Genomic DNA, 25,061 nt, shown 5'->3' with positions numbered 1-25,061 from the left:
ATTTAATTTAACATATCTTTAACTGTAAAGAGGGTTTGAGTGAAAACAAATAAAATAATTTTGCATTGTAAGAATATAGTTTTTTAGCTCTATATAATATAAAAACATTCTCCCTTAAAAGATGTTTTTAGGTAATTGTTTTATAGACCACATACAGCCCTTTGTGTTATTAAATATATTGTATAAACATACAAAAGTATGTAAATAGTTATAATTTAATAAAGGATGAAAAATAATATTTTAATAATACATAATGATCAGAGTATTTCACATCTGATTAAAATGATGTTGTCAAACGTAAATACTACTTTTAAAATTAGTAACACGTATGAGGGCATAAAAAATATTCTACGCGTAAATAAATATGACCTTATAATTACTGATGCAGCAATTAAAGGAAGTTTTGTTTTTCAATACTTAGAAGACTTAAAATCGATGGCTAACAATTCACCTATAATTGTAATGTCAGAGATTGATCAGGAAGTTATTGTTAGTATAGCGAAAAAAATTGGAGTTAGTGAATTTATCTCTTTCCCTTTTACTCAGTTAGATATAAATAGTTGTATTAATCGCTATTTATGAATTTAGAATACTTACTTTATATATTCATATTTTTTTTAATTATAATACTTATTTTATTATGGGGTTTAATTATTTATAATATAAAAAAGAATAAAATATTAGAAAGAGAAAATATCATTTTTGAAAAGAGAATCATTCAAGGGATTATTACAACTTATTCTAAATTAGAAGTAGAAGCAACAAGAAATAAATTAAAAAGATTAAAAAAATACATAAAAAAAGATCCAGAAACTCTTTGGAAATCGGCACGTATTTTTGTTAAGGTAAATAGAGTTGTAAAATTTTCTAAAGAAGAGCAGTTTCAAGAAATTTTTAAATACCTTGGAATAAAGGGAGTTTTAAAGAAAAAAATAAAAGACAAAGATTGGTACATTAAGGCAAAAGCAATATGGTTATCATACGAGTTTGAATTAGAAGGTAATTTGCAAATGGTCATTCCTTACAGAGATGTAGAAAATACTTTAGTACGTCGTGAAGCACAAATAGCTTTAGTGTCTTTTATTGGATGGAAAAGTTTAGTTTTTTTTCCTTATGTAACAAGACCAATGTCGTTATGGCAACAAATTAGAATAATAGAAAAATTAGAAGAAACAACAAATAAGTTAGATTTGCAATACTTAGACAAAGCACTACTATCAAAAAATGAAAAAGTAAAAGAGTTGTTGATTAGAGTTATCAAGAATTTTAAACTTGAACAATACAAATATTATATTATAGAACAACTTTTTTCTGATAATAAGAGGCTTGTAGATGTCGCATTTGAAACTTTAAAAAATTTAGAGATAACCAAAAAAGAAATAAAAGGAATAGAATCACGGTTTTTAGAGAAAAGGATAGAGAATCAACGTATGGATATTTTTAATTATCTGAATACGAGAATATTAGTTTAATTAAATGAAAGTTTTTTATGAATCATTTAGTTAAAAATAGTATTGATTATTTTTTTTTAATATATGGGTTTATCATCTTTTGTATTTATTTTTCATTTATTTTTTTAGCGTCTAGAGCTATCAGAAAAGCAAAACGAAAAGCGAATTTTTTAAATGTAGATTATATCAAGGGTTCTCATGATTTACCCTCTATAAGTTTAATTGCACCTGCATATAATGAAGGTAAAACGATTATTACCAATGTTAAATCGTTGCTTTCTATACAGTATCCGTTTTATGAGTTAATTATAGTGAACGATGGGAGTAATGATGATTCCATAAAACAATTAATAACCGTTTTTAATTTAGAGGAAATTCCTTTAAAAGAAAATACTACAGGAATCTCATGTGCAGAAGTTACAACAGCTTATAAAAGTACCAATCCTAAATATGCTAGTTTAACAGTTGTAGATAAGTATAACGGAGGCCGTTCAGATGCTATTAATTGCGGGATAATTTTTGCTAAATCTAACTTAGTATTATGTACCGATGCCGATTGTATTATAGAACAGGACGCGTTATTAAAAATGGTTAGACCTTATATAGAAGCAACAGATAAAGAAGTTATTGCTAGCGGGGGCATTATAGGTTTAGCAAACGATTCAGTGATTAAAAATGGGATACTTAAAGAAGTGCGAGTACCAAAAAAAATGTTACCACGAATACAGGTTGTCGAATATATTAGAGCTTTTTTATTAGGACGCATGGCGTGGGGGCAAGTAGATGGCTTAATGCTTGTTTCTGGTGCTTTTGGATTGTATTCAAGATACAGATTGTTGGAGGTTGGTGGGTTAGATAAAGATAGTGTAGGTGAAGACCTTGAGCTATGCATTCGATTACGTACACATATGGAAGACTTAAAAAAACCGTATGAAGTAGTTTATATACCTGAGGTTTTATGCTGGACAGAAGCTCCACCAGATTTTAAAACTTATATATCACAAAGAGACCGCTGGGCAAGAGGTTTATGGGAAACGATGTATAAACATCGTTCTTTATTTTTTAATAAAAAATACGGTAATATGGGAAAAATATTTTTTCCATACTGGATTTTCTTCGAATTAGGGGCGCCTATAGTAGAATTTTTAGGAATATTATATATTATTTATAACTCAGTTTTTAATTTTGTTAATTGGCCAATATCAATACTTTTATTACTTATTGTATATTTATTAGGATGTGTGTTTTCAACAGTTTCAGTGTTTATGTACTCATTAAATTATAAACATTATTCGAAACCTAAAATGATATTTCAGTTATTAATAGCAGCTTATGTTGAATCTTTTTATAGTCACCCAGTAATGTTATATGCCCAGTTAAAAGGTTTTTTAAAAAAAATATTTAAAATTGATACAGGTTGGGGTACAATGGATAGAGCTGGATTTAATGAAGAAGAAAATGAAGAATAAAATTAAAGCATTCAAATAATGATAATTAAAAATAGCACTATAAATTTAAATAAAGCAAACAAATGGTGTGCAGTATTTAAACAGTTAATAATTGTTTTTTTCTTTTTTGGTATAACACTTACGCAAGCTCAAGAGCGTACAGTAAATGTAGATTCATTATATTATAATGCAAATAATTTATATAAAAAGAAAGATTATAAAAAAGCAATAAAAATTGTAAATAAAGCACTTGTTATAGCTCCAGAATATATTGATATTCGTGTTTTACGTATCCGATTATCACAAAGGTTGTACGATGTAAAAACGGCTAAAAACGATTTAATACAGCTTATCTCACTTGAGAAAGCACAAGAATATAAAAGGTTGGTATTAACGCAATTATCTCTTATTCAAACTCAAGAAATACTACATGATTTTGTTAATGAAATAGCTGTTTTTTATGTAGATGATATAGATTTTGATTTATCAAAAGCAGAAGCATACTTTCGATTAAAGGATATAAAAAATACAAGAAAGCTAACAAATAAAATTGAGAAGAATCATTTAAATAACGGTCAGAAATATAGATACCGCCTGTTGCTAAAACAAACTAATAGCAACCAAATAGGCGTGTATTACAATATTGCTTCTTTTATGAAAGAGTATCCAACACAAAAATCATGGCATACTACACAATTAGAATATATGAATTTTATAGGTAAACATTCTTTTGGCGCGCGTGTAACGTATAGCAAACATTTTATAGATAATGCAGTGCTGTATGAGTTAGAATCGTATCCGGTGTTTTCAGATAAATTATATAGTTTTATTAATGTGAGTACATCTTCTAAATCAGATTTTTTTCAAAAATTAGGTGTAAGAGCCTCTGTGTATTATACAGTTGTAAAGTGGTTAGAAATAGAAGGAGGTTTTCGTTATTTAAGTTACGAAACAAATGATTTTATTTCATATGTAATTGGAGCCACTTCGTACAGAAATAAGTTTTATTTAAATGTGCGTGCATTTATAGGTCCAAAAATAAAAGATGCCTTTATACAAAATTACCAAGCAAATGTACGCTACTATTATGGTAGTGCCGATGATTATGTGTCTATTAGATTAGGAACAGGAATTTCGCCAGACGAATCATCAAGGTTTGTACAAGTAACATCTAACCCTAATTTAAACTCTTATTATGCAACTATAGGAGCAACAAAATGGTTGAATAATAATTATAATATATCAGCAAGTATTGGGTATTTAACAGAAGAACTTACTAAGAATAGAGATGGAAAACAATTACTTGGAAATATTGGCTTGAAGTATCGTTTTTAAATGTTTTTTATAATTTGTTAAGGTATAGGCTTTTAATGATTCCGTCTGAAAGACCTATTTTTGGAACAAATATTTTACGAGCACCACTCCATTTCATGGCAGAAAGATAAATTTTGGTTGCTGGCACAATTACATCGGCTCTATCAGGGTTTAAACTTAATTCAGATATTCGATCCCTATAACTCATCTTTTTTAAGAATTGATATTGCGCATTTAAGTAAATGTATGAGATTGGTTTACCAATATCTCTTCCCGACATTTTAAATATTTTATTGATATTTCCACCAGATCCAATTAAAGAAATACGTTTGTAACTTTGAGTGTTTTCTTCAACCCATTCTTGTACTTTTTTAAAGATAGCTTTGTTTTCAGATTTTTTATTATTGATCAATCGAACGGTACCTATTTTAAAAGATTTCGATTTAACAATTCTTCCTTTCGAGAACAACGTAAACTCCGTACTACCACCACCAACATCAACATAAAGATAGGTTAAGTCAGATTCTATTAACTCATTTAAATCGGTAGCAAATATAATGGCAGCTTCTTTTTTACCATCAATGATATCAATTTCGATATCTGTTTTCTTTAAAATCGTTTTTATTACTTCTGTTCCGTTTTCGGCTTCTCTCATTGCTGAGGTAGCACAAGCTTTATATTTTTCAACACCATGAACTTTCATGAGTAATTTAAAAGCATTCATAGCATCAATCATTCGATTGGTGTTTTCTTCAGAAATTACCCCTGAAACAAAAGTGTCGGCACCTAAACGAATCGGAACTCGAACTAATGAGGATTTTTTAAATTGAGGTTCTTTATCTTTTTCTTCAATAACATTTGCTATTAAAAGTCTTACAGCATTCGAACCTATATCAATCGCACCGTATTTTTTAATTTTCAAAATATATAGTTTTATCTATGGTTTTTAGGAAATTCAACTAAAGCTGTACTTCCTTTTTTTATATTTTTCCAATGTTTCTCTTCAAACTGAATACCAATAACTCCGCAAGTAGATACGTGAGCGATGGGTTTATCACCAAATTTATTAACAAAACTATTAATACCATGATCGTGGCTAAATATAATAGCACTGTGAAAACTATCATCTAATGCTTTTACTGTTTTAACCAAGTACCCATCACTAAAACTGTATAATTGACGTTTTATTTTCAGGTTAGAAAGTGGATATTTAAAGTTTTCGCAAAAAATAACAGCCGTATGTAAAGCTCTATTTGCACTACTAGACACAAATACATCTGGTCTTTTAATTTTTTTTGATAGATGTTTAGATAAAAAGTGAGCATCTTTAATACCACGTTCTTTTAGCGGTCTATCAATATCATCTACACCTTCGTATTTCCAAGAAGATTTTGCATGACGAACAATATATAGTGTTTTCATTTATTTTTTTAAAGCTTTGTAAATATAAAACTAAGGAGCCAAACGTTCAAGTTTCCAAGAAAAATCTTTTTCTAAAGTATATCGAATTCTATCATGCATTCTATTAGGGCGACCTTGCCAAAATTCAATCGAAATAGGTTTTACTAAAAAACCACCCCAATGTGATGGACGTGTAATTTCTTTTCCTTTAAATTTATCAGTGGTGTTTTTTAATTGTTTGTCAAGTATTTCACGAGACACAACAACTTCACTTTGGTTTGATGCCCAAGCACCAAGCTTACTTCCATCAGGTCTAGATTCAAAATATCCATCAGATAAATTTTCTGATAATTTCTCAGCCTTTCCTTTTATAATTATTTGCTGTTCTAAACCAGCCCAAAAAAAAGAAAGACACACATTATTGTTCTTTAAAATTGCTTTTCCTTTTTCTGAATTATAATTCGTGTAAAAGATAAAGCCTTCCCAAGTATATTTTTTTAATAATACAATCCTACTCTTCGGAAAACCATCTAAACCTATTGATGAAATGGTCATCGCATTAGTTTCATATACCATATCAGAATTATCGGCTATTATAAACCAGTTTCTAAATAATTCAATCGGGTTTTCAGGGCAGTTTTCCTTTAAAAGTTCCTGTTTTTCGTATGATTTTCTATAATCGCTTAAATCGTGTGACATTATGATTTTTTAGACTATGTAAAAATACAGTTTTATGAAATGTTTTAAGCTATTTTGACTTAAAATTTAGCAAGATTTGTAAAGAAGATGGCAAGATTAGGTAAATATAAAAAAGGTGTAGTAATTAATTTTGTGGTAGAAAACAGTTCGTCATTAAATTTATACAGTTGAGTGTGTCTTTTTATGTTAAGTTTTAAAAAGAAAGCAATTTTGTACTATCAAATAACAAAAAAAATGAAACAATTATTATTTATTTTATGCTTACTAATTCAAGGTTATGTGGTTGCGCAAACAATTATTTCAGGAAAAGTAACAGATAAAAAAGGAAATCCGATTGAAGGAGCAAATGTATATTTAGACGGAACTTATGATGGAGCTTCAACAGATATTAAAGGGAATTTTTCTTTTTCAACTTCAAGAAAAGGGATAAAAACGCTAATCGTTTCTTTTATATCTTTCGAAACATTTTCAAAAACAGCAAATGTTTCTTTATTGAATAACTTAAAAATTAAGTTACGAGATGATGTAAATACATTAGATGCGGTAACCATTAACGCAGGAACTTTTGAAGCTGGTGATAATGCAAAAGTAACCGCTTTAAAACCGTTAGATGTGGTAACAACAGCAAGCGCATTGGGCGATTTTGTAGGTGCTTTACAAACTTTACCAGGAACATCAAAAGTAGATGAAGATGGGCGACTTTTTGTACGTGGAGGAGAAGCTGAAGAAACGCAAATTTTTGTAGATGGAATTCGAGTGTTTACACCATATTCACCATCAGCAAATAATATACCTTCTCGCGGACGATTTTCTCCTTTTTTATTTAAAGGAATTACTTTTTCTACAGGAGGTTATTCTGCGGAATACGGACAAGCATTGTCGGGTGTATTGTTGTTAAATACAACAGATGAGGCTGTTGAAGAAAAAACAGATTTGTCTTTTATGACGGTTGGTTTGGGTGTTGGTAATACTCAGATTTTTGGTAAAAACTCTTTAAGTGTAAACGCATCGTATGTAAATTTAGCACCATATCAAGCTGCTTTTCCAGATAGAAATACTTGGCATAAACCAGTGCAAGCCATGAGTGGTGAAGCGGTATATCGTTTTAAGTTTAAAAACGAATCAATGTTAAAAATTTATGGAGCCTTTAGTTATTCTGATTTAGATTTAACGCAAGATGATATAAATTATGCGGATGGTTTGCGCTTTGGATTAACAAACCGAAACTTATATTTTAATACTTCATATAAAAATAATTTTGGTGATGGATGGAAAATTGCAACAGGTGTAAGTTTTACGAACGACCATTCAGATATTAAAATTATAGAAGATAAGGTTACAGATGATGAGAATTCTGCACATTTTAAAGTTGCATTGAAAAAACGTTTTTCGAATCGATTTAAATTAAATTTTGGAGCAGAATATTTTGTTACTGATTTTAATGAAAATTATAAGAGTGTAGGTAATCCGAAGTTAGAGTATGGATTTGATAATAATATTTTAGGAAGCTATGTTGAGGCTGATATATTTTTCTCAAAAGAATTGGCATCTAAAATTGGTGTTCGTGGTGAATACTCTGAATTATTAAATGAGTTTACGATTTCACCAAGAGCTTCTATTGCTTATAAATCAGGAAAAAACGCACAGTTTTCATTTGCTTATGGACGCTTTTTTCAAAATCCTAAAAATGATTATTTAAAATTCAATACTGATTTTAAAGCCGAAAACACGTCGCATTTTATAGCTAATTATCAATATGTAAAAAGCAAACAGATTTTTAGAGTAGAAGCATATTATAAAAAGTATCAAGATTTAGTAAAGTATGATACAAATTTAGCTTTACCAACATCTAATTATTCAAATTTAGGAGCAGGTTTTGCAAAAGGAATAGATGTATTTTGGAGAGATAATAAAAGTATAAAAAACACGGATTATTGGATTTCATATTCGTTTTTAGACACGGAAAGAGATTATAAAAACTATCCAACAAAGACTACTCCAAATTTTGCGTCAGCACATAATTTATCGGTAGTAGCAAAACATTTTATTAAGGATTGGAAAAGTCAGGTAGGGTTGAGTTATAATTTTGCTTCTGGTAGAAATTATACTAATCCTAATAAAGTTGGATTTTTAAATGATAAAACAAAAAATTATAATTCGGTAAGTGTAAACTGGGCGTATTTAATTAGTCAACAAAAAATACTGTACTTCTCAGTAAACAACGTTTTAGGAACCGAAAATGTATTTGGATATAACTATAAAAACACGCCTAATATGAATGGTGTTTTTAATAGACAAGCAATTACACCAAATGCAGATAGATTTTTCTTTGTAGGTTTCTTTTGGACAATTAGTGATAATAAAAAAGATAATCAATTAGATAATTTATAAGCATAACAATTCAGCTGTAAAAAGTTACAACTCGGTTTCCTTTTTTATGGAATACGTTAGAAAGTAGAGATATTTGAAGTATCAATAAAGAGTAAAATAAAAATCAATCAAAAATAAGAAACATGAAAAAAGTAATTACGTTAATCGCATTAGTACTTGCAGTAAATTTATCAGCACAAAGTGAATATGAAAAAGGAATGACCAAAGCTTTTGAATTTTGGAGTGCAAATAAGAGTGCCGAAGCAGGACAGTTATTTGAGCGAATCTCTAATGCTGAAAAAGAAAATTGGTTACCGCCATTTTATGCAGCAACGGTTCAAATATTAGAAAGTTTTCAAATAAAAGATGAAAATAAATTAAAATCAAAATTAACAAAAGCACAAGAGTTTATAGATTTGGCGGCATTAAATTCTCCGAATAACCCTGAAATATTAATTACACAAGCACTTTTAAATACAGCTTATATAGTTTTTGATGGTCAAAAATACGGAATGTCAATGTCTATGAAAAATACAGCTTTGTATGCAAAAGCATTAAAAATAGCGCCTAATAATCCGAGGGTAATATTTAGTAAGGCAGAAAATGACATAGGTGCAGCTCGTTTTTTCGGTCAGTCTATAGCACCTTTTTGTAAAGATGTAAAAAAAGCGATTGCTTTAAGTAAAGAAGAAAAAATGACAGTAAAGTTTTACCCTACATTTTTGCTGAAAAGGGCAGAAGAAGTATTGAAGAAATGCGAGAAAAAATAATAGGGTTCTCTAAAGTCAATTACCTATTTTTGTACGCATAACACAAACTAAAAACAATGGCTTTAAAAGCAGTTTTATTTGATATGGATGGTGTAATTGTAGACACCGAACCGTTACACAAACAAGCATATTTTTTAATGTTTAAAAAAGTAGGTATTAAGGTTTCTCAAGAACAATATAATGCATACACAGGGCAATCTACTATAGATATTTGTAACGATTTAGTAGTTAAATTTAAACTCTCATTAGCCGCAACTGAATTAGTTGCCTATAAAAGAGCTTTTTTTAAAGAACTCTTTTTTTCTGAGGATAACGATTTACAGTTGTTAGATGGGGTTTTAGAATTAATTAAAGATTATTATACAAACGGAGTTACGTTAGTTTTGGCATCGTCGGCATCTATGGTTACGATAAATAATGTTTTTAATAAATTTGATTTGAATCAATATTTTAAAGGCAAAATTAGTGGGGCGGATTTAAAAGCTTCAAAACCGCACCCTGAAATTTTTATAAAAGCAGCTGAAATTGCTGGGTTTGATAAAAAAGAATGTTTGGTGATTGAAGATTCTACAAACGGAATTAAAGCAGCCTACGATGGTGGAATTTATTGTGTAGCTTATAAGAGTGAGCACTCTAAGGCTCAAGATTATTCGTTAGCTCAAAAAGTGATTTCTGATTATGCTGAAATTAAATATAATAAAGTAAAAGATGTTGTTTAATTTTGCTTGATCATAATCTTTTTTAAAATAAGATTAACAACCAAAAAGCCTTAATAAAACAAGTGTTTTTTGGTTGTTTTTACGTTAAATAAGTATCGTTCTTAAGAGGGCTAGAATACCACCTTATCAAAATATCATGCTTATTCAGTTAATGAATTTTTAATATATATTGTCTGTTGAGTATTACTGAGGTCAAAATAAATTTGAACGAAAGCAGCTAATGAAGTTATTGATAATTGTTTGATTATTAAAAATAGTAGTAACTATCTAATAACCTCTAATTATTTTTAAAGAAACTAACCGACTTTTTGCTATACCGAAATACTCCATTTAATTTCCCAACCCAAATGGCATTATTTTTATCTTCATTTATACCAAAAAGCATTCCGTTATCACTAAATATTTGCGTAGCTTTTGGTTTCTTGTTTAATAATGATTTTTTGTTGTAACGAGAAAGTCCAGCTTTTTGATTGTTAGAAGCGCCATGGGTAAACCAAATATTTTCTTTTGTATCTTCGTAAATAGCAGTAATATTTGTTGATGCTAGTTTAGTAAATGAATTACCACTGTAACGCCAAAGTCCATATTGTCCGCCTAACCAAATAGTACCATTTTTATCTTCTAAAATAGCCCAAATATTCTTAAAGGTTTTGCCTTTGTAATCAGTTACTTCTGTAAAAGATACTTTGCCAGAATTAAGTTTAATTAAAGGATTGTATATGGCTAACGTTCCTCTAGTACCAACCCATATTTTACCTGTTTTATCTTCTAGAATTGTATTAATACTGTTGCTTGTAAGTCCATTTTTTACAGTGAAATTACGAGTAATTATTTGTTTGTTAGGAGGTGTTTTTCCGTTGAAATAACTTATTCCTCCTTCAGTACCAACCCAAATTCCACCAGCCATATCTTCGTAAATACACATAGTTCTGTTATGGGCAAGTCCATTTTTTGTGGTAAAATGGTTAAACGATTTTTTATTTGCTTTGAGTACTGTAGATTTAGGATATTGAAATACACCAAAATGAGTGCTAGCAACCCAAATAGTTTCATTTTTATCTTGCCAAACATCAAAAGCATCATAAGAAGCGAAGCTTTCTTGTGTTTTGATATTTGTAAACGAGACTCCATCATATTTAATGATGTTTTTATATGCGGCAAATAATAAATTTCCTTTTAGATCTTTCCTAATTTTGCGTGTAATTTTTGAAGGGGCATTAGTAGATTGTATCGTATCTACTTTTTTAATAGGGTATATGTTGTTAAGAGTAACAATCTCTTTGTTCTTTTTTTTTTAGTTGATCTGTTCGGTTTTGTGTTTTACAAGCGGCAAAAGAAGTGATAACTATAATTATACTATAAATTTGTAAAATTTTCTTCATTTTATACCGTTGCTTATGTTTTATAAATTACATATAAAAAACAATTATTCTACTTCTTTATTATCAACATAAAAATTTTCATCAATTTTAATTGTATTAGAATTAATTGATGTTGTTTGCCATTTTTCAGTCGGATTTAACTGTTGTTTTTTACTATCAACTAAAATAGTTAAAGGCATATTAAAATCAGCAACAACATTGTTCCAACGATAAGAAAGTTGGTTGTTTTTTATTTTATATTCAAAAACCGGGATTTTAACGGTACGTAAATATTGATCAAAAACTTTGGTTAAATCAATTCCGGATTGTTGTGAAATATAGTTTTCAACTTGTTTGGTATTTACTGTTTTGTGATAAAAGACTTTGTTTAATCCGCGTAAAATTTGTCGCCATTTTTTATCATTATCGATTAAAGTTCTAATAGTATGTAGCATGTTTGCGCCTTTGTAATACATATCTCCAGAGCCTTCGCTGTTTACGTTATATTGTCCAATAATAGGAATGTCGTTCTGAATACTTCTACGAGTTCCAATAACATATTCTTTTGATGCTTTTTTACCGTAGTAATAATCTAAAAACAGGTTTTCAGAATAGGCAGTAAAACTTTCATGAATCCACATATCGGCAATGTCAATATTGGTAATATTATTAGCAAACCACTCGTGCCCCGATTCGTGAATAATAATAAAATCGAATTTTAAACCCCAACCAGTTCCAGATAAATCTCTACCTAAGTATCCGTTCATATATTTATTGCCGTAGGTAACAGAACTTTGGTGTTCCATTCCTAAATACGGAGCTTCTACAAGTTTAAATCCGTCTTCATAAAAAGGATATTTTCCAAACCAATGCTCAAAAGCTTTCATCATTTTTGGCGCATCTTTAAATTGCTTTTTTGCTTTTTCTAAATTATCACGCAACACATAATAATCCATATCTAATCCACCATCTTCACCATTATATTTTTCAGAAAAATGTACATAGTCACCAATATTTACATTTACTCCGTAATTATTAATCGGATTATTTACAAACCAATGATACGTTGTAGTGTTGTCTTTATGATGTTCGGTTTTGCGTAATTTTCCGTTAGAAATATTCATTAAATTTTTAGGAACACGCACGCTAATCGCCATACTATCTACTTCGTCATACATGTGGTCTTTATTTGGCCACCAAACACTTGCGCCTAAACCTTGGCAAGAAGTTGCTGCAAAATGATTTCCGTTATTGTCTTTTTTCCATGAAAATCCACCATCCCAAGGAGCGTTTTTTGCAACTTTCGGATGTCCCTCATAATACACATCTAACGAATTTATACTTCCAGTTTTTTGAATTGCTTTTAACTGAATAAAATGAGCATTTCCATCTGAAATTACTTTTAATTTTTTTCCGTTTTGGATGACTTTGGTAATTTTTAAAGGAGCCTGCAAATCAATTTGTAAAACATTATGAGGTTTTAAAACTTTGTACTGCACGGTATTTTTTCCGTTGATAAATTTTTTATCCGGATTTACCGTAATATCTAAATGATAATAGGTTAAATTCCACCAAACTCTTTCAGGAGTAATAGATCCTCGTAAAGAGTCTTGTTTTGTAAAGGTTTTAGAGTGGTCAAACAAAGATGTTTGTGCTAAAAGACTAAAACTAATTAGAAAAAATAAAATACTAAAAATTGATTTCTTACTCATAATGATTGTGTTCTTACAATATATGGCTAATATAAGTGATTAAACTCTTTTTTTATTGCGATGAACTTTAAGATATTTGCTTAAAATTATTTAAAATGTCTAAAGTTATTCTAATAACAGGTGCTTCTTCAGGAATTGGAAAAGCAATTGCTACGTATTTACATGCTAAAAATTACACCGTTTACGGTACAAGTAGAAATCCTGATAAACTTAATTTACCGTTTAATATGGTTGCTTTAGATGTAACAAAACCACAAACCATAGAAAGTGCAGTTGCAGAAGTAATTGAAAAAGAAGGCAGAATAGATGTGTTAATTAATAATGCAGGTAAGGGTATAACAGGGTCGATAGAAGATACTCCAACCGATGAAATGCGAGCTAATTTTAATACGAATTTTTTCGGAGTTATAGATGTAGCTAAAGCTATATTACCACAAATGCGAAAGCAAAATTCGGGAACAATAATAAACGTTACTTCGATAGCGGGTTATATGGGGTTACCTTTTAGAGGAATTTATTCGGCAAGTAAAGGCGCTTTAGAGTTGGTAACTGAAGCCTTAAGTATGGAGGTGAAAAGTTTTGGTGTTAAGATGATAAATGTAGCTCCAGGTGATTTTGCAACCAATATTGCTTCGGGTAGGTATCATACGCCAGTATATGAAGATTCGGCATATAAAGAAAAATATACTGAAAATTTAGCTTTAATGGATGGGCATGTAAGTTCTGGAATGGATCCTTTAGTAATGGCAAAAGCGATGCATCAAATTATAGAAAAAAGTAATCCGAAGATTCATTATAAAATAGGCGGATTTATGGAGAAGTTTTCAGTTGTTTTAAAACGTGTTTTACCAGATAAAACTTACGAAAAGTTATTAATGAATCATTATAAATTGTAAATTTGTACAGTATTTTGCGTTAGGGATTGCAGCATTTGTTTGAGCTCTTTTTAATTATTGAACGTAGTGAAATTATTAAAAAAGCGAGTGCGTAAAGCCCGCTCGAACGCCCAAAAATAAATAACACAACTTCAAAATAAATTATAATAGCATGAAATTTTTTATAGATACAGCTAACTTAGATCAAATTAAAGAGGCGCAAGCTTTAGGTATTTTAGATGGAGTAACTACAAATCCGTCTTTAATGGCAAAGGAAGGAATTACTGGTCAGGCAAACATTATTAACCATTACAAAGCAATTTGTGAGTTGGTTGAGGGTGATGTTTCTGCTGAGGTAATTTCAACAGATTTTGACGGAATGGTAAAAGAAGGGGAAGCTTTAGCTGCATTAAATCCGCAAATTGTGGTAAAATTACCAATGATAAAAGACGGAATTAAAGCGTGTAAATATTTTTCATCAAAAGGAATTAAAACAAACGTAACTTTAGTGTTTTCTGCGGGTCAAGCATTGTTGGCTGCTAAAGCAGGAGCAACGTATGTTTCTCCGTTTATTGGTCGTTTAGATGATATATCAACAGATGGTTTAAACTTAATTTCTGAAATTCGTCAGATTTATGATAACTACATGTTCGAAACACAAATTTTAGCAGCATCGGTACGTCATACCATGCATATTATTGATTGTGCTAAATTAGGTTCTGATGTAATGACAGGCCCTTTAAGCGCTATTGAAGGATTATTAAAACACCCTTTAACAGATATTGGTTTAGCGAAGTTTTTAGAAGATTATAAGAAAGGAAACTAATCAATTTAGTTGGTTTTTGTATAAATAAGTCAGAAAGTAGAAAATGTTTTACTTTCTGATTTTTTTTTGCGTTATAACTTTTTGACTTTGTAACTTTGCAGCCTTGTAATTAAATAGAATGTATCCAAAAAAAGAACTTGCGCAATTAGTTATTTCAGCCTGTAATCAATATAATATTGATACGGTTGTAATTTCTCCAGGTTCAAGAAACGCTCCGTTAACTATAGGATTTTCAAATCATCCAGAGATAGAAACGTTAAGTGTTGTTGATGAGCGTTGTGCTGCTTTTTTTGCAATGGGAATAGCACAGCAAAAGCGCAAACCGGTGGCAATTATTTGTTCATCAGGTTCGGCGTTGTTAAATTATTATCCTGCGATAGCAGAAGCTTTTTATAGCAATATTCCACTAGTTGTAATTTCTGCGGATAGACCTAAGCATTTAATTGATATTGGGGATGGACAAACAATTCGTCAAGAAAATGTGTTTAAAAATCATATTCTGTTTTCTGCAAATTTAGTAGAAGACGAAAATCAATTAGAAAAGAATACTAACTTAATAGTAGAAGCATTACAAACGACGATTGCAAAAAAAGGACCGGTGCATATTAATGTTCCTTTTAATGAGCCGTTGTATGAAACGGTTGATGATTTAAAAGAATTTAATTTTTCTAACGTTATTGCGAACGAAGTGAAGCAATCTGTTAATTATCAAAAACTATCTGAAATTTGGAACTCTTCATCTAAAAAAATGATTTTAGTAGGGAATAATTTTCCTGATGATGAGTTGCAAAAAGTGCTACGTAATTTTACGAATGATGAATCGGTGTTGATTTTAACAGAAACAACGTCTAATTTATATCATCCGAAGTTTATAAACTCGATTGATAAATTAATAGCTCCGTTAACTGAATCGGAATTTTTAGCCTTACAACCAGATGTGTTGGTAACTTTAGGTGGAATGGTGATTTCTAAAAAGATAAAACAGTTTTTAAGAAAATACCAACCAAAGCATCATTGGCATGTTGACTCACTAAAGCCGATGGATACTTACTATTGTTTATCGGAATTTATACAAGAAAAACCAATTAGTTTTTTACAGGAAATTGAAAGTAGAGGAGACACTATAAAGAGTAGTTACCAAAATAATTGGCTAACAAAAAAAGAAGAAAGAGCTAAAAAGCATCAGGGTTATTTAACTGATTGCGTATATTCAGATTTAAAATCTTTTGAGACTATTTTAAATTTTATTCCTGATAATTCTCAGGTGCAAATAAGCAATAGTTCAATAATTAGATATTCTCAATTATTTGATTTGAATGCAACATTTCAGGTGTTTTGTAATAGAGGAACAAGCGGAATAGATGGTAGTACAAGTACAGCAATTGGCGCAGCATTTGCTGATGAAAAACCAACTACCTTTGTTACCGGTGATTTAAGTTTTTTTTACGATTCTAACGCATTGTGGAATACAAATATTCCAAATAGTTTTAGAATTATTATTTTAAATAATGCTGGCGGCGGAATTTTTAGATTCATTCCAGGGCCATCAACTACAAATGCGACTGATTATTTTGAAACACCACATAGTTTAACTGCTGAATATTTAGCAAAAATGTATGGTTTTAATTATACGGCTGTTGCTAATCAAGAAGAATTAAATGTTGAATTGAATGATTTTTATGAAACATCAAGTCAACCAAAAATAATGGAGGTTTTTACTCCAAAAGAAATAAACGACGTAGTTTTAAAGAACTATTTTAAAAACTTATAAAATGGAATTAGAAGACGGATTACAAGAGGATTCACAAAATAGATTACAAGAAGGAGATCAGGTAAATTTAAAAATTATTGAGCAAACTCCACTAGGATATACTGTTTTAATTGATGATGAATTTGATGGTTTGTTGTTTAATAGTGAAGTATACCAAGACATAGAAGAAGGTATGGAAACTTACGGGTATGTTAAAAACATAAGAGAAGACGGGAAGATTGATATTTCTTTGCGACCTCAAGGTTTTAGAAATGTAATTGATACAGATGCAGATGTAATTCTTAGAAAATTAGATGAAAAAGGTTTTTTAATGCTTACCGATAAAAGTTCTCCAGATGCAATTAAATTTCGATTACAAATGAGTAAAAAAGCCTTTAAAAGAGCTATTGGTGGTTTGTATAAAGATAAAAAAATCTTATTAAAAGAAGATAGAATAGAGCTGATAAAGTAAATAAACGAACACAAAATAAAAAACCGCGACTTATTTAATTAAGTCGCGGTTTTTGTTTTAGATATAATACTTTATTTATCGTCCTCTTTTTCCTCTTCATTATCATCCTCTTCAGGAAGGTCTTCAATAATTTCTTCTTTTGGTTGACTTTCTTTTAAGCTAGTTGCACGTTTAATATTTTCGTAAAAAGCATTTGCGTTAGGATCAGAAGGTTCCATTTTACCATAAGCTGCTTTGTAATAAAACTCTGCTTTTTCGTAGTCCTTTCCTTTTTCGTAATACTTTCCTACATAAAAATCACCAATATGAGAATCAGGATATTTAATCATTACAAAATCACCTAAAACACGCAAATAATCGCCATCTAATTTATCAATAACGATTCCTTCAATAGCAAAAATATCATCTAAACGAACATTTAAATTCGATCCATATAAATATTGAATGTCTAGGTATTTTTTTTCAACATATTTAATAGCTTCTAAAGGTCCTAAATCTTTAATATTTGTATCAAATTCGCTTTTCGTTATTTTAGCATACAAGTAAAACATTTTCTCAAAAGCTCTTGGTATTGTTTCTCCAATAACCGACAAGTGATTCGGTGCATTTGTAAATTTATCAAAAGTAATGTGCATGTTTTCTGCATTAAAAGAAGATAAAAATGTGCCTAATTGGCTAAATCGATCGTTTTGTTTAGCAGTAATATATTTCTTGTTGTTACTAGTGTATAAAAAATAAGAGTTATCTATCGAGCCTAATCTACTTAAAGAATAAGATTCTATTCTGCTTGCGCTAAATTCAGTAAATCTTGGAGTGATACATATAAAAGAGTTGAAAATAGGTTCAGCATCCTTTAAGAAATAAGTGATAAAATCAGCACCTTTTCCTTCACTTGCAATAGTCATAAAAGGAGAAGTTCTGTAATTTATTTCCATATGCGGAATTAACTCCTTTTTTATGAAATTCTGGAATTTCTTAGCGCTATTTGTTAAAGCATTGTTAGATGGAATAATCGCAACATCTTTAGTATAGGTTTCTCTCATGTCAATACCAACTACTATTTGTCGAGGTGCTTTGTCTGTATCTGCATATAGTTTCGCATTACCTACATAAAGGTCAAAAAGATATTGATCACCTAAAACAATTGCTACTGGGTAGCTAACAGTTTCGTCTTTGTCATAATTTTTAGGGATGTAAATTTTTACAGTTCTACCTTTAGCAAATTCTGTTGAATTGATCTTTTCGGTAATTATTTTTTGTGAAAAAAGACTGGTACTTAGTAATAAAGTGACTAAAAAATATAGTTGTTTCATAAGATTCGTATTATATCGTTCAAATATAGAAAAGAAAAACAAAGTTATTATGTTATTTTTGCTCTACTTACTAACGTTAATATTTTAAAATTATGATACAACCTCAATGGAAAGTTGCCAAAGAGTATGAAGATATTACTTATAAAAAGTCGCACAATGTAGCGAGAATAGCTTTTAACCGTCCTAATGTGCGTAATGCATTTCGTCCGCATACAACATCAGAATTGTTAGACGCTTTTCAGGATGCACATGAAGATACGAATATCGGAGTGGTATTATTATCTGCGGAAGGGCCATCAACAAAAGATGGAATTTGGAGTTTCTGTTCAGGAGGAGATCAAAACGCACGTGGTGAAAAAGGATATGTGGGAAAAGATGGCTATCATCGTTTGAATATATTAGAAGTACAGCGTTTAATTCGTTTTATGCCAAAAGCAGTGATTTGTGTTGTTCCGGGTTGGGCAGTTGGTGGCGGACATAGTTTACATGTTACTTGTGATTTAACTTTGGCGAGTAAAGAGCACGCTATTTTTAAGCAAACAGATGCAGATGTTACTTCGTTTGATGCAGGGTACGGATCAGCATATTTAGCAAAAATGGTCGGTCAGAAAAGAGCCCGTGAAATTTTCTTTTTAGGAAGAAATTATTCAGCACAAGAAGCCTATGATATGGGAATGGTAAATGCGGTTGTACCTCATGACGAATTAGAACAGACTGCTTTTGATTGGGCGCAAGAGATTTTAGAAAAATCGCCAACATCAATAAAAATGTTAAAGTTTGCAATGAACCTAACGGATGACGGAATGGTAGGGCAGCAAGTATTTGCTGGTGAAGTTACGCGTTTGGCATATATGACAGAAGAGGCTAAAGAAGGTAGAGATGCTTTTCTTGAAAAAAGAAAGCCAAACTTTCCTAAAACATGGATTCCATAGATCTGTGTATATAGTTTGTCAGTTCGAGTGAATTTATGAAGAAAGAATAAATTTATATCGAGAATAATTTAAATATTTAGTTTTTCAATAAAATGAAAATAATTTGTATTGGGCGTAATTACGCCAAGCATATCGAAGAATTAGCAAATGAAAAACCAGAAAATCCTGTTGTTTTTCTGAAACCAGATTCAGCAATCCTTCCGAAGAAAATGCCTTTTTTTATTCCGCCTTTTTCTAATGATATTCATTATGAAGTGGAGGTTTTGGTGAAAATAAATAAAGTAGGAAAACATATTTCTCCTAAATTCGCTCATAAATATTATGATGAAATAGGGTTGGGAATCGATTTTACGGCACGCGACGTGCAAGCAAAATGTAAAGAAAAAGGATTGCCCTGGGAAAAAGCAAAAGCTTTTGATGGTAGTGCCGTTATTGGTGCGTTTTATCCGAAGGAAGATTTTAATTTAGAGAATATTTCTTTTCAGTTGTATAAAAACGAAGAGGTAGTTCAGGATGGTAATTCAACATCGATGTTGTGGAAAATAGATGAATTGATTAGTTATGTGTCGGAATATTTCACTTTAAAAAAAGGAGATGTTATTTTTACAGGTACTCCAGCGGGAGTGGGTAAAGTTGTAGAAAATGATGTGCTAAGTGGAGTTCTTGATGGAAGAGAAGCTTTTAATATTAAAGTGAAATAGGTTTTTAAAAATTGTGAATGAGTATTTTAGGATATATATTGTTGTTTTATATTGGTTTTTATTTTTATAGACTAGCAGAAAATCATAGCAAACATAAATGGCTATATGCTTTTTTGGGAGTTGTTTTTTTCTTCTTAGGTTTATTTACTTATGTATTGTATGTAAGGATTTTTAAAGTTGATGAGATAAACGGATTTGATATTGCAATGATTACCATGAAATCAGTCCTAATAGGTGTTTTATCTTCTTTTATAATGTTTCATTTACTTGATTTTATTTGGAAAAAGAATAAAATCAATAAAAATTAATTTTTACTTATTTCAAAATAATATGAACGCAGAAATAATTACAATAGGAGATGAGATTCTTATAGGTCAAATTGTAGATACAAATTCACAATGGATTGGGCAGGAATTAAATAAAATAGGCGTTTCAGTATATCAAATAACCTCTATTCAAGACGAAAAACAACATATTTTAAATGCTTTAAAAGAAGCAGAAAGTAGGGCAGATATCGTAATTATAACAGGAGGCCTTGGTCCAACAAAAGACGATATTACTAAAAAAACAATCGCCGAATATTTTAAAGACGATGAGTTTGTTGAATATCCAGATGTAATTGAGCACATAAAAGGTTTATTCAAAAAAATAAAGCATCCGTATAAGGAAATTCAAAGGTATCAAGCGCAATTACCATCTAAGGCAACGTTGTTAATGAATCATTTTGGGACCGCGCCAGGTATGTGGTTTTATGAGAATAATACTGTTTTTGTTTCGTTACCAGGTGTGCCTTATGAAATGAAAGGATTAATTACGAATGCGGTATTGCCTAAAATTCAAGAGAAATTTAAATTACCATTTATATCACACACAACAATAATGACGGTTGGTGTTGGTGAAAGTGTTATTGCCGAAAGAATAGAAACGTGGGAAAACAACTTGCCAAACTACATTAAATTAGCATACTTACCGTCGTTTGGTAAAGTAAGATTGCGAATTTCAGCAAAAGGAGCTGATAAAGAATTTATCGAAAAAGAAGTTGCAAAAAGTGTTTTTGAGTTAAATGCTTTAATTTCTGATGTTATTGTAGGCTATGATGAAGAAGCATCTATAGAAAGTAGTGTAGGTGTTTTGTTAAAGAAATTCAATAAAACGGTAAGCGTTGCTGAGAGTTTAACAGGTGGTAGAATAGGAGCCGATTTAGTTTCTGTAGCAGGATCTTCTGCTTATTTTAAAGGAGGTTTTATTACCTATACGGCAGCATTAAAAGGACAATTATTAGGGGTTTCAAAACAGGTAATTGAAGAATTTACAGTGGTAAGTAAAGAAGTTGCTGAAGAAATGGGGATTGGTTGTTTGGAAAGATTAAAAACAGATTATGCAATTGCAGTGACAGGAAATGCAGGACCAACTACTGATCATAATGATAAAAATGTAGGATTGGTTTATATTGCTATTGCTGATAAATACAATGTAGAGGTGCACAAATTTAATTTTGGACAGCCCCGAGAAAAAGTAATAAATAGGACGGTTACTAAAGCATTAGAACTGCTAAGCGAATATGTTTTGAAAAACAATTAAAGACTTGTTTGTTAGTTGTTTAAAGTTTGTTGATAGTTGTTTGCGAGTAAATAATTAAAAACTTATTAGTATAGCGTGTTTTTATTGATATAATTTCGTAAATTTGCCGACTGTTACGATTCCGGTAGGTTAGATGCTTAGCCTCAGTTAGAATATATCAAAAATAATAAGAATTTAAAAGAGAAATTTTTGCGCAATCAATATAAATGCGTAAATTTGCACCTCGTTTAGAAATAATACTAAAAACTGTCAAGAAGATGTCTAGAGTTTGTGAACTTACAGGAAAAAAAGCAATGGTTGGGAACAATGTTTCTCACGCATTAAATAGAACTAAAAGAAAATTTAACGCTAATTTAATGACTAAGCGTTTTTATATACCTGAAGAGGATAAGTGGATTACTTTAAAAGTATCTGCTTCTGCATTAAAAAATATTAATAAAAAAGGAATCTCTGCAGTGATTAAAAATGCTAGAGTAAACGGTTTCTTAACTAAGTAATTCCTTACTAGATAAAATTTTACAGAGATGGCAAAAAAAGGAAACAGAGTTCAGGTTATTTTAGAATGTACTGAACACAAAGCAACTGGTAAACCAGGAACTTCACGTTATATTACTACAAAAAACAAAAAGAACACTCCTGATAGAATGGAATTAAAGAAATTTAATTCTATCTTAAAGAAGATGACAGTTCATAAAGAAATTAAATAATTAAAAGTTTTTTTAAACTTTAAATAACCCATATAACATGGCAAAGAAATCAGTAGCATCGTTACAAACAGGCGCAAAAAGGTTAACTAAAGCAATTAAAATGGTAAAATCTCCAAAAACAGGAGCTTATACATTTGTTGAAGCTATTATGGATCCTTCAAAAGTAAACGATTTTATCGCGAAAAATTAATACTTTTCATACAAAATAAATAAAAGCTACTTTCATAAGAGAGTAGCTTTTTTTTTGTGCTAAAAAACTGTATTTTTGGGCGTTACCCTTCGGGTCAGGCTTTTGGCAGTCGCTCTCTGCGAGGAGCTTCAACAATGCCGCAATCCTTAACGCGAAAGTAATCGTATAATGACAATTTGACTATATAATAAGTTTGGTATAGTTTTTAACCTATATAAACGATTATAAAATATAACTATGAGTTTTTTTAAGAAAATCTTCTCTAAAGAGAAAAAAGAAACATTAGACAAAGGATTAGAAAAAACAAAATCTAGTTTTTTTACGAAGCTTTCTAAAGCTGTTGCAGGAAAAACAACAGTAGATGATGATGTTTTAGATAATTTAGAAGAAGTATTAGTCTCTTCTGATGTTGGTGTAGATACTACGTTAAAAATTATCGAAAGAATTGAAGCAAGGGTTGCTAAAGATAAATATGTAGGAACAGAAGAGTTAAATCAGATTTTAAGAGAAGAAATTGCAGGTTTACTTTCTGAAACAAATACAAAAGACGACACTGAATTTACAATTCCAGCAAACACAAAACCATACGTAATAATGGTGGTGGGAGTAAACGGAGCAGGTAAAACAACTACGATTGGTAAATTAGCAGCTCAGTTTAAAAAGCAAGGTTTAAAAGTTGTTCTTGGAGCAGCAGATACATTTAGAGCAGCTGCAATAGATCAATTACAAGTTTGGGCAGATAGAACAGATGTACCTATCGTTCGTCAAGAAATGGGTTCTGATCCTGCTTCTGTAGCCTTCGATACTGTTAAGTCAGGCGTAACGCAAGATGCAGATGTAATTATTATAGATACTGCAGGGCGTTTGCATAATAAAGTTAACTTAATGAACGAGTTAACGAAGATTAAACGTGTAATGCAAAAAGTTGTGCCAGATGCACCACATGACGTTTTACTAGTGTTAGACGGTTCTACAGGTCAGAATGCGTTTGAGCAAGCAAAACAGTTTACAAAAGCAACTGAAGTTACTTCTTTAGCAGTAACCAAATTAGACGGAACAGCAAAAGGTGGAGTAGTAATTGGTATTTCAGATCAATTTAAAATACCTGTAAAATATATCGGAGTAGGAGAAGGTATAGACGATTTACAAGTGTTTAATAAATACGAATTTGTAGATTCTTTTTTTAAATAGATTTGCATAAGTATAGAATATAAAAAAACTCCTTTTAAGGAGTTTTTTATGCTTTATTGAGTTTTTTTTAATTATGTTTAATAATTAATGAGCGCTTTAAAAGTTGAGTTTAATTTATGTATGTTTAAATTATCATCAAAAGAATTTTTAACTTCCAAAAGTTTATTTTCTAATTCAAATATTTTGTAATCTATTTTACTCGAATCTCCAATGTTTTTACTTTTTAATAAAACATTTTTAAGTGAAAGTTGATAAATAGTAAATATTGATGCATATTCTTTACTTAAAGATTCAATTTCATCTCGAATAAATTTTGCTTGGTTCAATGCGTAGTTTGGGTATATTAACTTGTTGTTTGCAAGATGAGAGCTATATGCTACAGGTTTACTGTTAATTATTTGATCTACTCTTTGTTGTATAATGTTTTTTGTGTAATACTTATTTATTAATTTTGTTAAAGAATTTTTTTTGTCTTTTTCAGATATTGTATTTGGAATCAACGTGTTTGAACGCTCGGTAGTATATTGTGTTAAGAGTAGAACTAATCCTTTTTTTCTAATATCTAAATTCCTTAAATTTTGCTCAAAATTAACTTGAGATTTCGCTAAACCATCATAATGATCTAGGTAAACCTTTAAAGATTTCTTTAATTCGATAATATGATTTATTGATGTTTTTTTGTCTTTTATAGCATTACCGATAACCAGATCGACAATTGATTTAATTGAATTAACTACAGGAATAGAACTTGATAATGTTTTGGTAATTGGTGATTTTAGAATATTATCAACAAAAAGTAAAAATTTTGATTTTTTAATTCCATTAATTTTATTTTTACCTTTAAAAACACTTTTTTCTATAATTATTGATATTTCATTAGATAATGAAAAACCTAAGTCAGAGTTTTCTGGGTTATTTAAATTAGAAATTTGAGTAAGATAGTCGCTAGTGGCATCTAACTGTTTTATAGCATTTAAACTAGCGTTTGAAGCAAAGACAAACTCAGTAGTGTTAATTATTTTTTTTCTTCGCTGGTGAAGTTGTTTTTTTAAACTGAAAAGCTCGGCGTCTGTTAAGCTTTTAATTTTTTTGTTATTAGATTCCATCAATTCTTGAAAATTTTCAACTTTAAGTACAATGGTGTCTAGCTTTTCTTTAGTATTTAATAAGTCAAAGTAATTTTTATAAATAACATTTATTGAATCTTTAAATGTTTGTCCATTCATTTTCGAAGACGAAATAATAATTATAATAAGTAATATTTTTCTCATGCTGATT

At 30.1% G+C, this 25,061-nt stretch carries 26 protein-coding genes; 19 read left to right on the top strand and 7 right to left on the bottom strand.

The features are described from left to right. Positions 1-225 precede the first annotated feature (225 nt). From N2251_RS10665 to N2251_RS10650, 4 genes are read left to right on the top strand one after another with little or no spacing between them, the layout of a single operon-like run. Positions 226-582 carry a response regulator gene (locus tag N2251_RS10665; RefSeq protein WP_260586708.1) on the top strand — a complete coding sequence of 119 codons (357 nt, stop codon included), beginning with the start codon at positions 226-228 and terminating at the stop codon, positions 580-582. After that, complete coding sequence (locus N2251_RS10660) at positions 579-1,472, top strand: hypothetical protein (protein WP_260586707.1); 894 nt, start codon at positions 579-581, stop codon at positions 1,470-1,472. Before N2251_RS10665 ends, N2251_RS10660 begins: the two co-directional genes overlap by 4 nt. Positions 1,473-1,489: 17 nt before the next feature. Then, positions 1,490-2,920: a glycosyltransferase family 2 protein gene (locus tag N2251_RS10655; RefSeq protein ID WP_260586706.1), complete on the top strand. Its 1,431-nt coding sequence runs from the start codon at positions 1,490-1,492 to the stop codon at positions 2,918-2,920. A gap of 18 nt (positions 2,921-2,938) precedes the next feature. Next, on the top strand, positions 2,939-4,234 hold the full coding sequence (locus tag N2251_RS10650) for a YaiO family outer membrane beta-barrel protein (RefSeq protein WP_260586705.1): 1,296 nt from the start codon (positions 2,939-2,941) through the stop codon (positions 4,232-4,234). A gap of 7 nt (positions 4,235-4,241) precedes the next feature. On the opposite strand, the gene N2251_RS10645 is transcribed toward N2251_RS10650, so the two are convergent. From N2251_RS10645 to pdxH, 3 genes are read right to left on the bottom strand one after another with little or no spacing between them, the layout of a single operon-like run. Further along, a complete protein-coding gene (locus tag N2251_RS10645; RefSeq protein WP_260586894.1) occupies positions 4,242-5,138 on the bottom strand; it encodes a Ppx/GppA phosphatase family protein in 897 nt (298 codons plus the stop codon). A gap of 8 nt (positions 5,139-5,146) precedes the next feature. Beyond that, positions 5,147-5,635, bottom strand: coding sequence for a SixA phosphatase family protein (locus N2251_RS10640; RefSeq protein WP_260586704.1), 489 nt, complete (start codon positions 5,633-5,635; stop codon positions 5,147-5,149). A gap of 30 nt (positions 5,636-5,665) precedes the next feature. Beyond that, positions 5,666-6,313: a pyridoxamine 5'-phosphate oxidase gene (pdxH, locus tag N2251_RS10635; protein WP_260586703.1), complete on the bottom strand. Its 648-nt coding sequence runs from the start codon at positions 6,311-6,313 to the stop codon at positions 5,666-5,668. Positions 6,314-6,547: 234 nt separating this feature from the next. Here pdxH and N2251_RS10630 point away from each other — a divergent pair, with 234 nt between their 5' ends. From N2251_RS10630 to N2251_RS10620, 3 genes are all read left to right on the top strand, one after another. Continuing rightward, on the top strand, positions 6,548-8,704 hold the full coding sequence (locus N2251_RS10630) for a TonB-dependent receptor (protein WP_260586702.1): 2,157 nt from the start codon (positions 6,548-6,550) through the stop codon (positions 8,702-8,704). Between the two features lie 122 nt (positions 8,705-8,826). Further along, positions 8,827-9,453, top strand: coding sequence for a hypothetical protein (locus N2251_RS10625; RefSeq protein WP_260586701.1), 627 nt, complete (start codon positions 8,827-8,829; stop codon positions 9,451-9,453). Between the two features lie 56 nt (positions 9,454-9,509). Continuing rightward, on the top strand, positions 9,510-10,172 hold the full coding sequence (locus N2251_RS10620; RefSeq protein ID WP_260586700.1) for an HAD family hydrolase: 663 nt from the start codon (positions 9,510-9,512) through the stop codon (positions 10,170-10,172). A gap of 277 nt (positions 10,173-10,449) precedes the next feature. Here the strand turns inward: N2251_RS10620 and N2251_RS10615 are convergent, their stop codons facing one another. Both N2251_RS10615 and N2251_RS10610 read right to left on the bottom strand, forming a co-directional pair. Further along, a complete protein-coding gene (locus N2251_RS10615; protein WP_260586893.1) occupies positions 10,450-11,217 on the bottom strand; it encodes a ligand-binding sensor domain-containing protein in 768 nt (255 codons plus the stop codon). Positions 11,218-11,598: 381 nt separating this feature from the next. Beyond that, positions 11,599-13,245 carry a M1 family metallopeptidase gene (locus N2251_RS10610; protein WP_260586699.1) on the bottom strand — a complete coding sequence of 549 codons (1,647 nt, stop codon included), beginning with the start codon at positions 13,243-13,245 and terminating at the stop codon, positions 11,599-11,601. Positions 13,246-13,340: 95 nt separating this feature from the next. On the opposite strand from N2251_RS10610, the gene N2251_RS10605 reads away from it, so the two are divergent. From N2251_RS10605 to N2251_RS10590, 4 genes are all read left to right on the top strand, one after another. Further along, complete coding sequence (locus tag N2251_RS10605; RefSeq protein WP_260586698.1) at positions 13,341-14,141, top strand: SDR family oxidoreductase; 801 nt, start codon at positions 13,341-13,343, stop codon at positions 14,139-14,141. Positions 14,142-14,292: 151 nt separating this feature from the next. Beyond that, positions 14,293-14,946 (top strand): fructose-6-phosphate aldolase, encoded by a 654-nt coding sequence (gene fsa, locus N2251_RS10600; RefSeq protein ID WP_260586697.1) that lies wholly within the window; start codon positions 14,293-14,295, stop codon positions 14,944-14,946. Between the two features lie 118 nt (positions 14,947-15,064). Next, on the top strand, positions 15,065-16,717 hold the full coding sequence (gene menD / locus N2251_RS10595; RefSeq protein WP_260586696.1) for a 2-succinyl-5-enolpyruvyl-6-hydroxy-3-cyclohexene-1-carboxylic-acid synthase: 1,653 nt from the start codon (positions 15,065-15,067) through the stop codon (positions 16,715-16,717). A 1-nt stretch (position 16,718) separates the two neighbouring features. Next, positions 16,719-17,168, top strand: a complete 450-nt coding sequence (locus tag N2251_RS10590) for a S1 RNA-binding domain-containing protein (RefSeq protein WP_260586695.1) — start codon at positions 16,719-16,721, stop codon at positions 17,166-17,168. 71 nt (positions 17,169-17,239) lie between these two features. Here the strand turns inward: N2251_RS10590 and N2251_RS10585 are convergent, their stop codons facing one another. After that, the gene (locus N2251_RS10585; protein ID WP_260586694.1) at positions 17,240-18,481 is read right to left on the bottom strand and encodes an alpha/beta hydrolase-fold protein; all 1,242 of its coding nucleotides are present in this window, start codon (positions 18,479-18,481) and stop codon (positions 17,240-17,242) included. Positions 18,482-18,573: 92 nt separating this feature from the next. On the opposite strand from N2251_RS10585, the gene N2251_RS10580 reads away from it, so the two are divergent. The 8 genes from N2251_RS10580 to ftsY all read left to right on the top strand — a co-directional run bounded on the left by N2251_RS10580 (position 18,574) and on the right by ftsY (position 23,783). Further along, a complete protein-coding gene (locus tag N2251_RS10580; protein WP_028887396.1) occupies positions 18,574-19,413 on the top strand; it encodes a 1,4-dihydroxy-2-naphthoyl-CoA synthase in 840 nt (279 codons plus the stop codon). 92 nt (positions 19,414-19,505) lie between these two features. Beyond that, positions 19,506-20,114 (top strand): fumarylacetoacetate hydrolase family protein, encoded by a 609-nt coding sequence (locus N2251_RS10575; RefSeq protein ID WP_260586693.1) that lies wholly within the window; start codon positions 19,506-19,508, stop codon positions 20,112-20,114. A gap of 17 nt (positions 20,115-20,131) precedes the next feature. Continuing rightward, positions 20,132-20,422, top strand: a complete 291-nt coding sequence (locus N2251_RS10570; RefSeq protein WP_260586692.1) for a hypothetical protein — start codon at positions 20,132-20,134, stop codon at positions 20,420-20,422. A gap of 22 nt (positions 20,423-20,444) precedes the next feature. Then, entirely contained in the window at positions 20,445-21,695 is a 1,251-nt protein-coding gene (locus tag N2251_RS10565; RefSeq protein WP_260586691.1) for a competence/damage-inducible protein A, read from the top strand. 257 nt (positions 21,696-21,952) lie between these two features. Next, entirely contained in the window at positions 21,953-22,192 is a 240-nt protein-coding gene (gene rpmB / locus N2251_RS10560) for a 50S ribosomal protein L28 (RefSeq protein ID WP_260586690.1), read from the top strand. Positions 22,193-22,219: 27 nt separating this feature from the next. Then, positions 22,220-22,402: a 50S ribosomal protein L33 gene (gene rpmG / locus N2251_RS10555; protein WP_028887391.1), complete on the top strand. Its 183-nt coding sequence runs from the start codon at positions 22,220-22,222 to the stop codon at positions 22,400-22,402. 37 nt (positions 22,403-22,439) lie between these two features. Next, positions 22,440-22,592: a DUF4295 domain-containing protein gene (locus N2251_RS10550; RefSeq protein WP_068704382.1), complete on the top strand. Its 153-nt coding sequence runs from the start codon at positions 22,440-22,442 to the stop codon at positions 22,590-22,592. 237 nt (positions 22,593-22,829) lie between these two features. After that, positions 22,830-23,783 (top strand): signal recognition particle-docking protein FtsY, encoded by a 954-nt coding sequence (ftsY, locus tag N2251_RS10545; protein ID WP_260586689.1) that lies wholly within the window; start codon positions 22,830-22,832, stop codon positions 23,781-23,783. A 77-nt stretch (positions 23,784-23,860) separates the two neighbouring features. Here the strand turns inward: ftsY and N2251_RS10540 are convergent, their stop codons facing one another. Continuing rightward, complete coding sequence (locus tag N2251_RS10540; protein ID WP_260586688.1) at positions 23,861-25,054, bottom strand: hypothetical protein; 1,194 nt, start codon at positions 25,052-25,054, stop codon at positions 23,861-23,863. Positions 25,055-25,061: the final 7 nt, after the last annotated feature.

This window comes from Tenacibaculum haliotis (genome assembly GCF_025215075.1).
Taxonomy (GTDB): domain Bacteria; phylum Bacteroidota; class Bacteroidia; order Flavobacteriales; family Flavobacteriaceae; genus Polaribacter; species Polaribacter haliotis_B.
This window is presented reverse-complemented; position numbering and strand designations above follow the sequence as displayed.

What these genes read in the sequence shown, in the direction of transcription:
- N2251_RS10605 (WP_260586698.1), top strand. Translation starts at nt 13,341, where the DNA reads ATGTCTAAAGTTATTCTAATAACAGGTGCTTCTTCAGGAATTGGAAAA.
- ftsY (WP_260586689.1), top strand. Translation starts at nt 22,830, where the DNA reads ATGAGTTTTTTTAAGAAAATCTTCTCTAAAGAGAAAAAAGAAACATTA.
- pdxH (WP_260586703.1), bottom strand. Translation starts at nt 6,313, where the DNA reads ATGTCACACGATTTAAGCGATTATAGAAAATCATACGAAAAACAGGAA.
- N2251_RS10660 (WP_260586707.1), top strand. Translation starts at nt 579, where the DNA reads ATGAATTTAGAATACTTACTTTATATATTCATATTTTTTTTAATTATA.
- N2251_RS10585 (WP_260586694.1), bottom strand. Translation starts at nt 18,481, where the DNA reads ATGAAACAACTATATTTTTTAGTCACTTTATTACTAAGTACCAGTCTT.
- N2251_RS10655 (WP_260586706.1), top strand. Translation starts at nt 1,490, where the DNA reads ATGAATCATTTAGTTAAAAATAGTATTGATTATTTTTTTTTAATATAT.
- N2251_RS10665 (WP_260586708.1), top strand. Translation starts at nt 226, where the DNA reads ATGAAAAATAATATTTTAATAATACATAATGATCAGAGTATTTCACAT.
- N2251_RS10640 (WP_260586704.1), bottom strand. Translation starts at nt 5,635, where the DNA reads ATGAAAACACTATATATTGTTCGTCATGCAAAATCTTCTTGGAAATAC.
- N2251_RS10610 (WP_260586699.1), bottom strand. Translation starts at nt 13,245, where the DNA reads ATGAGTAAGAAATCAATTTTTAGTATTTTATTTTTTCTAATTAGTTTT.
- N2251_RS10625 (WP_260586701.1), top strand. Translation starts at nt 8,827, where the DNA reads ATGAAAAAAGTAATTACGTTAATCGCATTAGTACTTGCAGTAAATTTA.
- N2251_RS10590 (WP_260586695.1), top strand. Translation starts at nt 16,719, where the DNA reads ATGGAATTAGAAGACGGATTACAAGAGGATTCACAAAATAGATTACAA.
- N2251_RS10575 (WP_260586693.1), top strand. Translation starts at nt 19,506, where the DNA reads ATGAAAATAATTTGTATTGGGCGTAATTACGCCAAGCATATCGAAGAA.
- N2251_RS10620 (WP_260586700.1), top strand. Translation starts at nt 9,510, where the DNA reads ATGGCTTTAAAAGCAGTTTTATTTGATATGGATGGTGTAATTGTAGAC.
- N2251_RS10570 (WP_260586692.1), top strand. Translation starts at nt 20,132, where the DNA reads ATGAGTATTTTAGGATATATATTGTTGTTTTATATTGGTTTTTATTTT.
- N2251_RS10580 (WP_028887396.1), top strand. Translation starts at nt 18,574, where the DNA reads ATGATACAACCTCAATGGAAAGTTGCCAAAGAGTATGAAGATATTACT.
- fsa (WP_260586697.1), top strand. Translation starts at nt 14,293, where the DNA reads ATGAAATTTTTTATAGATACAGCTAACTTAGATCAAATTAAAGAGGCG.
- N2251_RS10650 (WP_260586705.1), top strand. Translation starts at nt 2,939, where the DNA reads ATGATAATTAAAAATAGCACTATAAATTTAAATAAAGCAAACAAATGG.
- rpmG (WP_028887391.1), top strand. Translation starts at nt 22,220, where the DNA reads ATGGCAAAAAAAGGAAACAGAGTTCAGGTTATTTTAGAATGTACTGAA.
- menD (WP_260586696.1), top strand. Translation starts at nt 15,065, where the DNA reads ATGTATCCAAAAAAAGAACTTGCGCAATTAGTTATTTCAGCCTGTAAT.
- N2251_RS10550 (WP_068704382.1), top strand. Translation starts at nt 22,440, where the DNA reads ATGGCAAAGAAATCAGTAGCATCGTTACAAACAGGCGCAAAAAGGTTA.
- rpmB (WP_260586690.1), top strand. Translation starts at nt 21,953, where the DNA reads ATGTCTAGAGTTTGTGAACTTACAGGAAAAAAAGCAATGGTTGGGAAC.
- N2251_RS10630 (WP_260586702.1), top strand. Translation starts at nt 6,548, where the DNA reads ATGAAACAATTATTATTTATTTTATGCTTACTAATTCAAGGTTATGTG.
- N2251_RS10565 (WP_260586691.1), top strand. Translation starts at nt 20,445, where the DNA reads ATGAACGCAGAAATAATTACAATAGGAGATGAGATTCTTATAGGTCAA.
- N2251_RS10540 (WP_260586688.1), bottom strand. Translation starts at nt 25,054, where the DNA reads ATGAGAAAAATATTACTTATTATAATTATTATTTCGTCTTCGAAAATG.